Annotated in this window: 12 protein-coding genes; 9 read left to right on the top strand and 3 right to left on the bottom strand. The window is 72.2% G+C overall.

Going from position 1 to position 14,708, the window contains the following annotated elements; translation table 11 throughout:
- Window positions 1-28: 28 nt before the first annotated feature.
- The gene (locus ACIRHA_RS01395; protein WP_403838591.1) at window positions 29-526 is read right to left on the bottom strand and encodes a winged helix-turn-helix transcriptional regulator; all 498 of its coding nucleotides are present in this window, start codon (window positions 524-526) and stop codon (window positions 29-31) included.
- Window positions 527-671: 145 nt separating this feature from the next.
- Here ACIRHA_RS01395 and ACIRHA_RS01390 point away from each other — a divergent pair, with 145 nt between their 5' ends.
- The 7 genes from ACIRHA_RS01390 (at window position 672) to ACIRHA_RS01360 (ending at window position 9,417) form a co-directional block, all read left to right on the top strand.
- Window positions 672-1,529 carry an AAA family ATPase gene (locus ACIRHA_RS01390; protein ID WP_403838589.1) on the top strand — a complete coding sequence of 286 codons (858 nt, stop codon included), beginning with the start codon at window positions 672-674 and terminating at the stop codon, window positions 1,527-1,529.
- Window positions 1,526-2,881, top strand: coding sequence for a VWA domain-containing protein (locus tag ACIRHA_RS01385; protein ID WP_403838587.1), 1,356 nt, complete (start codon window positions 1,526-1,528; stop codon window positions 2,879-2,881). The genes ACIRHA_RS01390 and ACIRHA_RS01385 overlap by 4 nt, the downstream gene beginning before the upstream one ends.
- A gap of 51 nt (window positions 2,882-2,932) precedes the next feature.
- Entirely contained in the window at window positions 2,933-4,012 is a 1,080-nt protein-coding gene (locus tag ACIRHA_RS01380) for an acyltransferase family protein (protein ID WP_403838585.1), read from the top strand.
- A 168-nt stretch (window positions 4,013-4,180) separates the two neighbouring features.
- Window positions 4,181-5,524 (top strand): uracil-xanthine permease family protein, encoded by a 1,344-nt coding sequence (locus tag ACIRHA_RS01375; protein WP_403838583.1) that lies wholly within the window; start codon window positions 4,181-4,183, stop codon window positions 5,522-5,524.
- Entirely contained in the window at window positions 5,521-6,840 is a 1,320-nt protein-coding gene (locus ACIRHA_RS01370) for an amidohydrolase family protein (protein WP_403838581.1), read from the top strand. Before ACIRHA_RS01375 ends, ACIRHA_RS01370 begins: the two co-directional genes overlap by 4 nt.
- A 211-nt stretch (window positions 6,841-7,051) precedes the next feature.
- On the top strand, window positions 7,052-8,038 hold the full coding sequence (locus tag ACIRHA_RS01365) for an isopenicillin N synthase family dioxygenase (RefSeq protein WP_403838579.1): 987 nt from the start codon (window positions 7,052-7,054) through the stop codon (window positions 8,036-8,038).
- A 20-nt stretch (window positions 8,039-8,058) separates the two neighbouring features.
- Window positions 8,059-9,417: a nucleobase:cation symporter-2 family protein gene (locus ACIRHA_RS01360; protein WP_403842041.1), complete on the top strand. Its 1,359-nt coding sequence runs from the start codon at window positions 8,059-8,061 to the stop codon at window positions 9,415-9,417.
- 8 nt (window positions 9,418-9,425) lie between these two features.
- Here the strand turns inward: ACIRHA_RS01360 and ACIRHA_RS01355 are convergent, their stop codons facing one another.
- Window positions 9,426-10,925, bottom strand: a complete 1,500-nt coding sequence (locus tag ACIRHA_RS01355; RefSeq protein WP_403838577.1) for an aminotransferase class I/II-fold pyridoxal phosphate-dependent enzyme — start codon at window positions 10,923-10,925, stop codon at window positions 9,426-9,428.
- 121 nt (window positions 10,926-11,046) lie between these two features.
- Window positions 11,047-11,892 carry an endonuclease/exonuclease/phosphatase family protein gene (locus ACIRHA_RS01350; protein ID WP_403838575.1) on the bottom strand — a complete coding sequence of 282 codons (846 nt, stop codon included), beginning with the start codon at window positions 11,890-11,892 and terminating at the stop codon, window positions 11,047-11,049.
- Window positions 11,893-11,990: 98 nt separating this feature from the next.
- Here ACIRHA_RS01350 and ACIRHA_RS01345 point away from each other — a divergent pair, with 98 nt between their 5' ends.
- Window positions 11,991-13,517, top strand: a complete 1,527-nt coding sequence (locus ACIRHA_RS01345; RefSeq protein WP_403838573.1) for an FAD-dependent oxidoreductase — start codon at window positions 11,991-11,993, stop codon at window positions 13,515-13,517.
- Window positions 13,518-13,586: 69 nt separating this feature from the next.
- Window positions 13,587-14,573: a YihY/virulence factor BrkB family protein gene (locus ACIRHA_RS01340; RefSeq protein WP_403838571.1), complete on the top strand. Its 987-nt coding sequence runs from the start codon at window positions 13,587-13,589 to the stop codon at window positions 14,571-14,573.
- Window positions 14,574-14,708 lie beyond the last annotated feature (135 nt).

Raw genomic sequence — 14,708 nt, 5'->3', positions numbered from 1 at the left:
GAGTAAACCGGCCACCGAAGGGACCGGTTCAGCGGGTGAAGCGCGCCGCGATGTCCGGGCGCCGCGCGAGCTTCTCCGGATAGCCGGGGCCCATCCGCGCGTGGGTGTCGTCGGCGGTCATCGGCTCGCCGCAGTGCGCGCAGACGACCGCGGCCTCGCTCTCGTGCCCGCACCGGTCGTGTGTGAAAACGACGGGTGCGCCCTCCTCGCCGGACAGCCAGCGGTTTCCCCAGGCGTTCATGGCGGCGAGGACGCCGAAGAATTCACGGCCCTTCTCGGTGAGCACGTAGTCGTGCCGCACGGGCGCCGTGTCGTAGGCGCGCTTCTCCATCAGCCCCGCATCGACCAGCCGGCGCAGCCGCTCCGCGAGGGTCGTCCGGGCGATGCCGAGCTCCTGCTGGAACACGTCGAAGCGGGTGATGCCGTAGAACGCCTCGCGCAGCACGAGCGGCGTCCACCAGTCCCCCAGGAGGTCCATGGTGCGGGCGATGGAGCAGGGCCAGTCGGCAAAGGAAGTGCGCCTCATGACCGCAAGGATACGGACGGACATGAGGCGGGTCTCGGTACAGGACTCAGGACGTGACGTTCACCATGAACGGCGCGGGCCCATTGTGGGCAGGGCTCCCGGCTGATCACCTGGAGTCCTACAACGCACCGAGCAGGAGGCCCCGTTGTTCGCTTCCGTGGACGAAGTCACCACGCGCCTTGCCGAGACCGGCTATCTGGCCTCGCCCGCCGTGGCGACCACCGTCTTCCTGGCCGCCCGGCTCGGCAAGCCGCTCCTCGTCGAGGGCCCGGCGGGCGTCGGCAAGACGGAGCTCGCGAAGGCCGTCGCGGCGATCAGCGACGCCCGCCTGATCCGCCTCCAGTGCTACGAGGGCGTCGACGAGAGCCGCGCGCTCTACGAGTGGAACCACGCCAAGCAGCTGCTGCGCATCACGGCGGGCCGCGACGAGACGTGGGACCAGACCCGCACGGACATCTTCAGCGAGGAGTTCCTGCTCACGCGCCCGCTGCTGGAGTCGATCCGCGGGGACGACGCGAAGGTCCTGCTCATCGACGAGATGGACAAGGCGGACGTGGAGGTGGAGGGCCTGCTCCTCGAAGTCCTCTCCGACTTCCAGGTGACCGTCCCGGAGCTGGGCACGATCGCCGCCACCCGGCGCCCCTTCGTGGTCCTCACCTCCAACGCGAGCCGTGAACTGTCGGAGGCGCTGCGCCGCCGCTGTCTCTTCCTCCACATCGGCTTCCCCGAGGAGGAGTTGGAGCGCCGCATCCTCGCCCTGAAGGTGCCCGAGCTGGACGCGGTGCTCGCCGAGTCCCTCGTCCGGGTCGTGGGCGCGCTGCGCGCGATGGATCTGCGCAAGCTGCCCTCGGTCGCGGAGACGGTGGACTGGGCGCGCACCCTGCTGGCGCTCGGCGCGGACCGGCTGGACGAGGAGGTCGTACGGGCGTCCCTCGGCGTCGTCCTCAAGCATCAGGAGGACGTGAACACGGCGGCCGCCAAGCTCGATCTGGACGCGGTGTGAGCACGGCCCTTTCGGTCGCGGACCGGGTCACCTCGCTCGTGCGGGCGCTGCGCGCGCACGGCATCCGGATCGGCACGGGCGAGAGCGTGGACGCCGCGCAGGCGGTGGCGGCGCTCGGCCTCGACAGCCGGGAGCACCTGCGCGAGGGACTTGCCTCCGCGCTCCTGCACGACCAGGGCCAGCGCGCCGTCTTCGACCCGGTCTTCGATGTGTACTTCCCGCACGCCGTGGGCGCGCCCGGCCAGGGCGGCGCCACCGACCGGGAGAGCCTGCGCGAACGTCTCACCGAGGCCCTGGCCGCGAACGACAGCGCCGCGCTTGCCCGCCTGGCGGCCGAGGCGGTGGACTCCCTCGGCGGCTACGACCAGAACGGCTGGTCTTCGCAGCAGACGCTGGACCGGCTGCGCCCGCAGACACTCCTCGCGCCCGTCATGTCCGCGATCCGCGCGGGCGGCAGCGGCCAGTCCGGAGCGTTCACCGACCGCATCGAGGCGGACGAGATCCGCCGTCGCATCGAGGAGTTCCGCGAAGGGGTGCGCGGCGAGGCCCGCCGCCGGGTCGCGGAGGCCCGCGACCGCGACGAGCTGGCCCGCCGGATGCCGGTGCAGACACCCGACCGCACCCTGTTCCTCTACGCGGACAAGGCCCAGCTCGCCGAGCTGCGCCGCACCGTCCATCCCCTGGCCCGCAAGCTGGCCACCCGACTCGCGGCCCGCCGACGCCGCGCGGCCCGCGGCCACATCGACCTGCGCCGCACGCTGCGCGGCTCGCTGTCGACGGGCGGCGTCCCCATGAAACCGGTCCTGCGCAAGCGCCGCCCGACCCGCCCCGAGCTGGTCCTGCTCTGCGACGTGTCGGGCTCGGTGGCCGGCTTCGCGAACTTCACGATGCTGCTGGTCCAGGCCCTGCACGACCAGTTCAGCAAGATCCGCGTCTTCGCCTTCGTCAACCGGACCGACGAGGTCACCGACCTCATCGCGCACGGCGCGGCGGACGCGGAGGGCCTCGGCGCCCGCATCGCCTCCGAGGCCACGCTGACCGGCTGGCACGGCAGCAGCGACTACGGCACGGCGCTCGGCGAGTTCGTGGAGCGCTACGAGTCCGCGGTGGGCCCCCGCACCACGGTCCTCATCCTCGGCGACGCCCGCAACAACCAGCAGAACCCGAACCTTCCGGCCCTGCGCCGCATCACCCGCGCCGCCCGCCGCACCCACTGGCTCAACCCTGAACCCCGCTCCCAATGGGACACGGGCGACTCCGCGGCCTCCACGTACGCGGAGGTGGTCCCCCTCCACGAATGCCGTAACGCCCGCCAACTGAGCGCCCTGGTGGGCCGCCTGCTGCCCGTCTAGCAGCACCCTCCGTAGCCCTTTCGCTTGCGCAATCGTGAAGGGCCGGGAAGCGTGATCGGGACGGGTACCGGCCGGGACGGAGGGCGTATGAAGGCGGACGGCCGTGACGCGTACTTCGACAACGCCAAGTACCTGGCCATCGTCCTCGTCGCGCTCGGGCACGCCTGGGAGCCGCTGCGCGGGGACAGCCGGGCGGCCTCGGCGCTGTACTTCACCGTCTACACGTTCCACATGCCGGCGTTCATCGTGATCTCCGGCTACTTCTCGCGGTCGTTCGACGCGAGCCCCCGGCGGATGAAGCGCCTGGTCACGGGCGTACTGGTGCCGTACGTGATCTTCGAGCTCGCGTACACGTTCTTCAAGCGCACGGTGGGCGACGCCCCGGACTACCCGATCAGCCTGCTCGACCCCTGGTATCTGACCTGGTTCCTGATCGCGCTCTTCATCTGGCGGCTCACCACCCCGCTCTGGAAGATCATCCGCTGGCCGCTGCCGCTGGCCCTCGCGGTCGCCGTGCTCGCCGCCGTCTCCCCCGACATCGGTGACGACCTGGACCTCCAGCGGGTGCTGCAGTTCCTGCCGTTCTTCGTGCTCGGTCTCTGCCTGAAACCGGAACACTTCCAGTTGGTGCGGAGCCGCCGGGCCCGCGTCCTCGCCGCGCCCGTGTTCCTGAGCGCGCTGCTCGTCGCGTACTGGGCCTCGCCGCGGATGACCGCCGCATGGTTCTACCGCCGCGACAGCGCGCAGGAGCTGGGCGCTCCCGGCTGGACGGGCGTGGTGATGACACTCGCCCTCTTCGGCTGCTCGGTGATCCTCATGGCCTGCTTCTTCGCCTGGGTGCCCGGACGCAGGCTGTGGTGCACGGCGCTCGGCGCGGGCACCCTGTACGGCTACCTGCTGCACGGCTTCCTCGCGAAGGGCTCCCGCTTCTGGGGCTGGTACGACCACGACTGGGTGCACACTCCGCTCGGCGAGATCACCGTCACCGTGATCGCGGCGGCGGTCATCACCGCCCTGTGCACCAGCCCCGTGCGATGGCTGTTCCACTGGGCCATGGAGCCCGAGATGCGCTGGGCCTTCAAACCCGAGCCGTCCCCCTCCGACGAGGGCCGGGCACGGACGCGTACCTAGGTCCTGCCGTTCGGGTACGTCGCGGTTTCCTGAGCGCAACGCCGCCGAAACACCGTCTCCCTACCGTCGCCCCCACACCGGTCATGGCTGCAACGGCCGGTGGGTGTCCGGGTGTGGGGCTGCCGGGACGCTAACCAGCCATCTTCCGCCGAGTTGTCAGGAGGAACGATGGCTGTTGTCGAGCATGCCGTCGCGCCCGCACACCAAGGACCCCACCCCGTCGACGTACGGCCGCCGTGGCGGCGGCTCGTGCCGCTGAGCCTGCAGCATCTGCTCGTCGCGTACGCGGGCATGGCCACGATGCCGCTCCTTGTGGGGACCGCGCTGCATCTGCCCGAGGACCGGATCCGGCTGCTCATCAGCGCCAATCTGCTGGTCAGCGGGGTCGCCACGGTGTTGCAGTCGCTGGGTCTGAAGTGGTTCGGGGCACGGTTGCCGATCGTGATGGGCTCCACGTTCACCGCGATCACCCCCGCCATCCTCATCGGGCAGGAGCACGGGCTCGCCGCCGTGTTCGGGGCGACCGTCGTGTCCGGCCTGGTGACGCTGGCCGTCGCTCCGTGGTTCGGGCGCTGTCTGCATCTGTTTCCGCCGCTGGTCACCGGGACGGTCATCGCTGTCATCGGGTTCTCACTCGTACCTTCGGCGGCCGGGCTGATCGCCGGGGAGGGGGCGGGCGCCGGCGGTGGGCGCGGGCTCGCGCTGGCCGCAGGGACGGTGCTGCTCGTGGTGGTCGTGGAGCGCGTCGCGCCGCCCGCGCTCGCCCGGTTCTCGGTGCTCCTCGCCATGGCCGTGGGGACCGTGGCCGCGCTGCCGCTGGGGTTGTTCGACGGGTCGGGGGTCGCGGACGCGCGCGTGGTCACGGCGCCCGATCCGACCGCTTTCGGGGCGCCCACGTTCGTGGTGCCCGCCATCGCGGCGATGCTCGTCGTGCAGCTCGTGAACATGGTGGAGTCCGTCGGTGACACCCTCGCGGTCGGCCAGATCATCGGCCGCGGCGACGACGCGCCCACTGTCGTACGGGCGCTGCGCGCGGACGGGGCCGCCACCGTCCTGTCGGGGGCGCTCGCCTCCTTCCCCATCGTGACGTTCGGGCAGTCGGTGGGCCTGGTGAGCGTCACGCGTGTGAAGAGCCGTCATGTGGTGGCGCTGTCCGGGGTGTTGATGGTGGTGCTCGCGTTCGTGCCCGTGCTCGGGGCGGCCGTCGCCGCCGTGCCGGGGCCCGTGCTCGGCGGGGTGTCGCTCGTCATGTTCGGGACCGTGGGCGCCGTCGGGCTGCGCATCCTCGCGCGCGCCGATCTGACCGAGCCGCGGAATCTGCTGACCGTCGCCCTCGCCTTCGCGCTCGGCATGATCCCGCTCGGCGCGCCGGACTTCTACGCGCCGCTCCCCTCGTACGTACGCACCGTCCTGGACAGCGGTATCGCCGTCACCGGGATCGTGGCGTTCCTGCTCAATCTGCTGTTCCACCACACGGGCGCGGCCCGTCTCCAAAAGGAGCCTGCCCGATGACACTTCGGACGATCACGGACGTCACCGTCCACAGCGGAGGCCGCTGGCTGCCCGGGATGGATGTGCACATCGCCGACGGACAGGTCACGGCGCTCGTGCCGCACGGTGAACTCCCCCGCAGTGGCGAGACGTTGAACGGCGGCGGCGGACACCTGACGCCCGGCCTCGTCAACACCCACACCCACCTCTTCCAGGCCGGACTGCGCGGCATCGGTGAGGGTCTCGGACTGCTCGCGTGGCTGAGCGCCGTCGGCGAGGAGGCGGCGCTGCTCACGCCCGAGCGGGCCTACGCGACCGCCGCGGCCGGCGCGGCCGAGGCGTTGCGCAGCGGCACCACCACACTCGTCGAGCACATGTGGCCGCATCCGTCGCCCGAGGTGCACGACGCGGTGCTGCGGGCCCTCAAGGACAGCGGTGTACGGGCCGTGCTGTGCCGGGGTGTCGCCGACCGGGCCGACCGGAGCCGCAAGTGGGGCTTCGACCCGCGGCTGATGCAGCCGCTGAAGGAGTCCCTGGCGCACACGGACGAGCTGATCGCGCAGGCGCGCGGCAGCCGGGTGGACATCGGCGTGGCCGTGCCCAACCCCCGGTGTCTGACGCCGGAGGGCATGGGCGCCGTGCGCGCGTACGCCGAGGAGCGCGGGCTGCCCGTCTCGCTGCATCTGCTGGAGACCACCACGGACGACTCGATGTGCCGTGACCGTACGGGAGTTGGCGCCGTCGAGTACCTGGAGCGGGCCGGGTTCCTGTGGGAGCGGCTGCTCGCCGTGCACTGTGTGGAGCTCGGCGCCGAGGGGCGGGCCACCCTCGCCCGGCACGGCGTCGGTGTCTCGTACAACCCGCTGAGCAATATGCGGCTCGGCAGCGGGATCGCGCCGGTGCCCGAGATGGTGGAGGCCGGCCTGAGTGTCGGGCTCGGGGTCGACGGGGCCGCGAGCAACGACACGCAGGACATCCTGGAGGCGCTGCGCATCGGCGCGTACCTGCAGCGGGCAGCGCACCGCAAGGCGGATCTGCTCGGGTTCCCCGAGATGTTCGCGATGGCGGCGGGCGGCGCGAACCGGGTGCTCGGGATCGAGGAGAACCCGGACGGCGGGGTGCGGGTCGGGATGCGGGCGGACCTCGTCCTGCACCGCTTCGACCGGGACTACGCCTGCCTTCCGGTACGCGACCCGGGGGCGACGCTGCTGACGTGTGCGGGCAGCAGGACCGTGGCGGCCGTCCTGATCGACGGGGAGGTCCTGGTGCGCGACGGGGAGCATGTCCGGCTGCCGTCGCGGGAGTTGGCGGCCGGGCTCGGCTTTACCGCTGCGTAACACCGCGATCCCCACCGGTAACACACACCGTGCAGGCTGACCCCATCGCGTGCGGGCCCCGCCCAGGGGCCCGCGCCAGCCCACGGCGCCCGGCCCCACGAAGGGGTACGGCGCGACCGTGCACGCGGGCCTCTGAGCGCCCGCGCTGGGGGTCGCAGGGGCGGTGACTGCATCCCGTACGCCACTCCGTGCCCGAGGAGCGACAGCCGCCATGACGAACACCACGTACACACTCGACGAGTTGGCCAAAGAGACCCGCATGGGCGGGGCCGGGACGGAGACCTCCGCCCGGGAGATCCGCCGCATCGACCTCGCCGACTTCGAGCACCGCAAGGCGGAGATCACCGAGGAGCTGTGGGCCGCCGCCACCGACATCGGCTTCTTCCAGCTGGTGAACCACGGCATCGAACCCGCCGCCGTGGACGGCGCGTTCGCCGACGCCGAGGCCTTCTTCGCACTGCCGGAGGAGACCAAGGCGCGGAACGGCCTGAAGAAGGGGCTCAACTCCGGCTGGGAGTCGATGACCCAGGTGCGTCCGTCGATCGGGACGCCCGACCAGAAGGAGTCGTACCAGCTGACCCGGCCGCACATGGAAGGGCTGTGGCCGGACGACGCACTGCCCGGCTTCCGGGAGCGGACACTTGAATTCGAGGCGCGCTGCCGGGAGTTGGCGATGCGCGTGCTGTCCTGCTTCGCGGACCGCCTCGGTCTGCCCGAGGGGTTCTTCGCGCGCGCCCACGACCCGGCGAGCCCGCGGTACCAGTCGACGCTGCGGATGCTGCACTACTTCGCCGTGCCCGACGACGCCGTGCTCCCCGCGAACGTGTGGCGGGCCGGGGCGCACACCGACTTCGACTGTCTGACGCTGCTGTTCCAGCGGGACGGGCAGGGCGGGCTTCAGGTGTGTCCGGGCATGGAGGCCGAGGCGCAGGAGTGGACGCCCGTCGAGCCGGCGGACTCCGTGATCACCTGCAACATCGGGGACATGCTGATGCGGTGGAGCGACGACCGGCTCCCGTCCAACTTCCACCGGGTCAAGGCACCGGGCCCCGGCGACGACCGGTCGGCCCGCCACAGCATCGCGTTCTTCGCGCAGGCCGACCGTGACGTGGTGATCGAGGGCCCGGAGGGCCGCTACCCGCCGATCACCGCGGCCGACTACATCCAGCAGCGGATCGCTGCCAACTTCAGTCGATAGGCAAGGTGGTTGACGTGACGATGCCTGCGAAGGACGGACAGCGGGCCGGTTTCGGGCGGCTCGCGGTGCTGGGGCTCCAGCACGTGCTCGTGATGTACACGGGGTGTGTGACCGTGCCGCTGGTGTTCGGCGCCGCGGCCGGTCTCGACGCCGCGACGATCGCCGTCCTGATCAACGCCGATCTGCTCGTCGCGGGCGTCGTCACGATGATCCAGGGCGCCGGTGTCGGCCGGATCCTCGGCGTGCGGATGCCGGTGATGGCGGGAGCGGCGTTCACCGCGGTGACGCCGATGATCCTGATCGCCGGGGAGTACGGCCTTCAGGCGGTGTACGGGTCGATGCTCGCGGCCGGTGTGTTCGGACTGCTGGTCGCCTACCCGTTCGCGAAGGCGGTCCGCTTCTTCCCGCCGCTGGTGAGCGGCGTGGTGATCACGGTGGTGGGGCTCGCGCTGATCGGCGTGGGCGTGAATCTGGTCGTCGGGAACGATCCGAAGGCCGCCGACCACGCGGCGCCTTCGCGGCTCGCGCTCGCCGCGTTCGTCGTCATCGTGATCCTGCTGGTGGCACGGTTCGGGCGGGGATTCCTCGCACAAACCGGCGTTCTGCTCGGCCTGTTGGCGGGGACGGCGGTCGCCGTTCCCCTCGGCCTGGTCGACTTCTCGGCGGCGCGGACGGCGGACTGGATCGGGGTCAGCGCCCCCTTCCACTTCGGCGCTCCGGAGTTCCCCGCGGTCGCCGTGCTGTCGATGTGCGTGGTGATGCTGGTCCTGTTCGCCGAGTCGACGGCCGATCTGATCGCGGTCGCGGAGCTGACGGGGAAGAAGCTGACGACGGCCGACATGGCGCGCGGCCTCGCGGCCGACGGGCTCTCCGGGGTGCTGGGAGGCGTCATGAACGCGTTCCTGGACACCGTGTTCGCGCAGAACGTCGGCCTGGTGACGATGACGAAGGTGCGCAGCCGGCACGTCGCGACGATCGCCGGCGGCATCCTCGTGGTCCTCGGCCTGGTTCCCAAACTCGGCGCGCTGGTCGCCGGGTTGCCACAGCCGGTGGTCGGCGCGGCGGGGCTCGTGATGTTCGCGACGGTCGCCGCGGTCGGCATCAACACGCTGCGCAAGGTCGACTTCGACGGCACGCACAACCTGCTGATCGTCGCGGTGTCGATCGGCGTCGGCATGGCGCCCGAGGTGGCACCCGACCTGTACTCACGCTTCCCCGACGGCGTCGGCATCGTCCTCGGCTCGCCGGTGACGAGCGCGACACTGCTGGCGTTCGGCCTCAACCTGGCGTTCAACGGCGGGAGTTCGCGGCGCGACACCGAGCCCGGGCCGGCGCCGGTGGCGGAGGCGCGGCGCGAGGTGCCGGCCGGGAGTCCGTAGCGGGCGCTTCAGGCGGACTCCACCACCACCCGGATCGTGCGCAGTTCCGGGTCCGCGGGGTCGGGTACGTTCATGCCCGCGGTGAGGCCCGTGCGCAGATACGTGAGCACCTCCTCGCCCAGCCGCTCCCCCGGCAGCACCGTCGGGATGCCCGGCGGATACGGGGTGGCCAGCTCCGCCGCGATGCGTCCCACGGCCCGTTCCAGCGGCACGTCCTCGACCGTGCCGAAGTACGCGTCGCGCGGCAACATGGCTTGTTCCAAGCGGAGTTCGGAGGGTTTGGGCACCGCGACGGTGGGTGCGCCGCTCAGTTCGGCGCGGTGTTCGGCGACGTCCCGCAGGCCGTCGAGGAGGGCCGCAAGCGTCGCCGGGGAGTCCGCGAAGGTGAGCTGGACGCCGACCCTGCGGTGGTCGGCGATGTGCACGTCGAGGGCGCGGTGGGAGCGCAGCCAGTCGGCGACGCGGTAGCCGCTCGTGTCGAGGTCCGCCACGTCGATGAGGATCGGCAGCGGATCGAGGTCGTGGGCGAGGCCGCGACCCGTGAGGGCGTCGCGGCCGTACACGTGCATGCCGTCGATCGCGTCGATGGCCCGCCGCGCCTGCGCCGCGAGGTCGAGGGCATCGCCCAGGAGCTCGCGGCCGTGCAGCCGCATCTGGCGCCGCCAGCCGTCGAGGCCCGCGTAGATGAGGACGGAGGGGCTGGTGGTGCCGAGCAGGTCGGCGCGTGAGGCGAGCGTGTCCGGGTCGATGAGGTCGCCGCGCAGATGGAACACCGAGCCCTGCTCCAGGCCGCTGCCCATCTTGTGGATGCTGGTGACACACACGTCGGCGCCCGCGTCCATGGCCCACTTGGGCAGGTCGGGGTGGAACGGCAGATGCGCGCCCCACGCCTCGTCGACGATCAGCGGCCTGCCGCGCGCGTGGCAGACCTCGGCGAGCCGCTCCAGGTCGGCGCACGTCCCGTACGGGGTCGGGCTGGTGATCAGCGCTCCGCGCACGTCCGGGTGGCGCTCGAAGGCCTCCTCGTACGACTGCGCGGACGGCGGATGCGCGAGGCCCCGCTCGGCGTCCCACTGCGGTTCGACCCACACGGGGTCGATGCCGCACAGGATCAGCCCGCTCACCACGGACTTGTGCGCGTCACGCCCGATGAGCAGCCGCTCGTGGGGACCTGCGACGGCCAGCATCGCGGCCTTGACCGACAGGGAGCTGCCGCACGTGGTGAAGAAGGTGTGGTCGGCGTGGACCGCGTCGGCCATCAGCTCCTCGGCGCGCCGCAGGACCCGGCCGCGCATCCGGCGGTCGTCGAGGCCGCCACTGGCGAGGACGTCCGCGTGGAAGGCGTCGCCGAGCACTCTCCTGGCCTGCTCGTCGGCGCCGCGCGCCTGCTTGTGGCCGGGTGGTGTGAAGGCGAGCCTGCCGTGCGCGTGATACGAGTCGATGGCTTCCAGGACGGGGGCGGCGGTGTGATCCATGGGAGCCGGGTACCGGATATCGGGCCTGTTCATGCCACCTGCCTCCTGTCGGGTCCAGCGGAGGAACCAAATCAGCCGCGCGCCCGCCGGGCCCGCACCAGCCGGGCGCAGTCCACCGGCACCTGGGCCCGCAGCCGCCACACGTCACGACGGATCACTCCGCCCAGGCCCCGGACTCCCGCTCCGGCACCGCGAAGTCGGTCAACACCCCGTAGTGATCACTGGCCTGGACCCCGTCGACCGGTTCGACGAGGAACCGCTCGCACGCCTCGACCCGCAGGGTCGGCCCGTGGGGTCCGCAGCGCGCCAGCACGTGGTCGATGCGGCGCCCCGGCTCCAGCGGCATGTCCCCCGCGCGCACCAGCGGATTGTGCGGGCTGAAGGTGTGTCCCGGCGCGGTGCCGTGACAGGCCTCCCACGCGTCCTGGTAGCAGACGCTCGTCCCGCCCAGGGACTGCAGACCGCGCCAGAACCGCAGGCTCGCGGCGTCGGGCCCCGCGTCGAAGTCACCGAGGACGAGCACGTGCCTCAGCCGCCCGGCCCCCTCGGCGAGCATCCGCTCCGCGAGGAGGGCGGCGGCCCGCGCCTGCCGCTCCCGCTCGGCTTCGAAGCCGTAGGGCCAGCTGGGCTTGTGGTGAACGACGAGGACGCCGCCGAGGGGCTCCTCGTACGCGACCTCGGCGGCCGCCACCCCGCACCACGGAGTACCCGCCGTACGCTCGGTGACCTGCAGCGGATCGGTGCGCACCCGGCCGAGCGGCGCGCGGACGGCGAGCACCGCGCCGACGCCGTCGGGTCCGCTGCGCGGGTGCGGCACGACCCGCCAGCCGTCCGCCTCGAGCCGTCGCACGTCGTCCCGCACCACTTCTTGCAGGGCCAGCACGTCGGGGGCCGCGTCGGCGAGCGCGGCGGCGAGGACGCGGCGGCGCCCGGGGCCGTCGGCGTACTCGGGGGCGAGAACGTTCATGGTCAGCGCGCGCAGGCGCATATCCGCGGTCATCGAAGCTCCTCGCGGTTTCATGCAGCTCCTTGTAAGGGACACCGGACGGGTACCCGGATCCCAGGCTTGAGCAGCCCGTTCAGGGGGACTCGTGCGCCATGACCGAGAGTGCATCCGTGCATGGTTCGTACTGGATCGAGTCCGCGCCGGGTCCGCATCTCCCGCCGCTCGAGCGGGACGTGACCGTGGACGTCGCGGTGATCGGCGCGGGGATCGCCGGGCTGAGCACCGCGTGGGAGCTGACGCGGGCCGGGCTGAGCGTGGCGGTCCTGGAGGCGGGCCGGATCGCCGAGGGTGTCACCGGGCACACGTCGGCCAAGCTGTCCGCGCTGCACACGCTGACCTATGAACGGCTGCGGCGCACGCGGGGCGCCGAGGCCACCCGCTTGTACGCGCGCTCCCAGTCCGAGGCCGTGGAGCACGCCTTCGAGGTGTCCGAACTCCTCGGCATCGACTGCGAGTGGGAGCGCCGTGACGCCTACACCTATGCGACCGATGGGCAGCATCTGTCCGCGGTGCGCGCCGAGGCCGTGGCGGCGCGGGCCGCCGGTCTTCCCGCGTCGTTCGTGACGGAGACCGGTCTTCCGTTCCGCGTCGCCGGGGCGGTGCGCGTCACCGGGCAGGCCCAGTTCCATCCGCGCAAATACCTGCTCGGGCTCGCCGATGACCTGCGGGCGCGCGGCGCGCTGCTGCACGAGCACACGTCAGTGTTCGGCCTGGAGGAGGACCACGCCTGCCACGTGACGGCCGAGACCGGGGCCCGGGTGACCGCGCGCGACGTGGTCGTCGCGACGCACTACCCCATCTTCGACCGGGCCCTGCTGTTCGCCCGGCTCACGCCCCGCAGGGAGCTGGTGGTGGCGGCGCCGATCGACGCGGAGCGCGACCCGGACGGCATGTACATCACGCCGGAGGAGAACACCCGCTCGGTGCGCACCGCGCCCTACAAGGACGGGCAGCGGCTGCTCATCGTCACCGGCGAGAAGTTCACCCCCGGCACCGGGAGCACCCCGCAGCGCCTGGAGCGCCTCGTGACCTGGGCCGAGTACCACTTCCCCGGCATCGAGCCCGCCTACGGGTGGGCCACTCAGGACACGTTCCCCTGCGACACGACACCGCTCGTGGGCCGGCTGCACCCGGCGGCGAAGCACACGTACGTCGCCACGGGATTCGGCGGCTGGGGGCTGAGCGGCGGCATCATGGCCGGCCGGCTGCTCACCGCGCTCATCACCGGCCGCGAGGAGCCCGAGTGGACGGGCCTCTACGATCCGCGCCGGGTGCGCTCGGTGCTGCGCGACGCACCCCGCTTCCTGAAACACCAGGCGGATGTCGCCTACCACTTCGTGGGCGACCGGGTGCGACCCCCGGGCGCGGGATCCGCCGACGAACTGCCCCCGGACTCCGGGGCGGTGCTGCGCACCGAGGGCAGGCGCGCGGCCGTCTACCGGGACGCCGACGGCAAGTTGCACGCCGTGTCCGCGCGCTGCACCCACCTGGGCTGCCTGGTCGCGTTCAACGCGACGGAACGCGCCTGGGAGTGCCCCTGCCACGGCTCCCGCTTCGACACGGACGGGCGGGTCGTACAGGGCCCGGCCACCCGGTCGCTCGCGCAGCGCGACATCTGAACCCCCTGACCTACAGCCCGAGTTGAGGGAGCGCCATGACCCACCACAAGCAGGCGCAGGAACAGGCCCATGGCGACGAGTGAGCCGGGCCCGAAGGACCCGACGGATCTCCCTGCCCGGTCCTGGTGGGCGGTGCTGCGCCGCACCGCCAAGGGGGCCTTCGACGACGACCTGCCCGACCGGGCGGCCGCGCTGACGTACTACGGCGTCCTCTCGATCTTTCCCGCGCTGCTCGTCCTCGTGTCGCTGCTCGGCGTGATCGGCGAGCGGGCGACGGAGGGCGTCCTGGACAGCCTGCGCCACCTCACGCCGGGCCCCGTACGGGACTTGTTGAACGATGCCGTGCGGCAGTTGCAGGACCGGGGCGGCTCCAGCGGGGTGATCGCGGCGGTGAGCCTGCTGGCCGCCCTCTGGACGGCCTCCAGCTACATCGGCGCGTTCATCCGCACCGCGAACGCCGTCTACGACACGGAGGAGGGCCGGCCGCTGTGGAAGCTCACACCGCTGCGGCTCGCGCTGACCGTCGCGTTGATGGTGCTGCTCGCGGCGAGCGCCACCATCGTCGTGTTCACCGGCCCGCTGGCCAAGCGTGCGGGCGGCCGGCTGGGTGCGGGCGACGCGGCGCTCATGACGTGGAACGTCGCGAAGTGGCCCGTACTGCTCGCCCTGATGGTCCTGATGGTGGCGCTGCTGTTCTGGCGCGCCCCCAACGTGCGTGGTCCCGGCCTCCGTTGGCTGAGCCCCGGCAGTCTCCTCGCCGTGTTGCTGTGGCTGCTCGCCTCGGGCGGCTTCGCGCTGTACGTGGCCGGGTTCGGCTCGTACAACAAGACGTACGGCGCGCTGGCCGGCGCCATCATCTTCCTGGTGTGGCTGTGGCTGTCGAACCTGGCGCTGCTGCTCGGCCTGGAATTCGACGCGGAGCTCGCGCGGGAGCGAGCCATCAGCGCGGGCCTCCCGAAGGACACGGAGCCCTACGTGGAACCACGGGACACCCGCGCATCAAGCTCCCCGGGCCCATCAAGCACCCCGGGCCCATCAAGCCCCCGCGGCGATTGAGCGGCGGGGTGCCGGGGCCCCGCCCCGGGGGCCCCCCCCCCGCCCCGGGGGCGGGGGCCGCCCACCCCCCCCCCCCCGCCCAGCACCGGGGGCGGTGGCGCGGGGGAGCGCCCGCGCGGGTGCGCTGGCGGCCCC

The sequence above is a fragment of the Streptomyces sp. NPDC102360 genome (genome assembly GCF_044766085.1).
Lineage (GTDB): Bacteria > Actinomycetota > Actinomycetes > Streptomycetales > Streptomycetaceae > Streptomyces.
This window is presented reverse-complemented; position numbering and strand designations above follow the sequence as displayed.

Coding starts and splice junctions, on each gene's coding strand:
- ACIRHA_RS01395 (WP_403838591.1), bottom strand. CDS start 526: ATGAGGCGCACTTCCTTTGCCGACTGGCCCTGCTCCATCGCCCGCACC.
- ACIRHA_RS01375 (WP_403838583.1), top strand. CDS start 4,181: ATGGCTGTTGTCGAGCATGCCGTCGCGCCCGCACACCAAGGACCCCAC.
- ACIRHA_RS01370 (WP_403838581.1), top strand. CDS start 5,521: ATGACACTTCGGACGATCACGGACGTCACCGTCCACAGCGGAGGCCGC.
- ACIRHA_RS01365 (WP_403838579.1), top strand. CDS start 7,052: ATGACGAACACCACGTACACACTCGACGAGTTGGCCAAAGAGACCCGC.
- ACIRHA_RS01360 (WP_403842041.1), top strand. CDS start 8,059: ATGCCTGCGAAGGACGGACAGCGGGCCGGTTTCGGGCGGCTCGCGGTG.
- ACIRHA_RS01355 (WP_403838577.1), bottom strand. CDS start 10,925: ATGAACAGGCCCGATATCCGGTACCCGGCTCCCATGGATCACACCGCC.
- ACIRHA_RS01350 (WP_403838575.1), bottom strand. CDS start 11,892: ATGACCGCGGATATGCGCCTGCGCGCGCTGACCATGAACGTTCTCGCC.
- ACIRHA_RS01345 (WP_403838573.1), top strand. CDS start 11,991: ATGACCGAGAGTGCATCCGTGCATGGTTCGTACTGGATCGAGTCCGCG.
- ACIRHA_RS01340 (WP_403838571.1), top strand. CDS start 13,587: ATGGCGACGAGTGAGCCGGGCCCGAAGGACCCGACGGATCTCCCTGCC.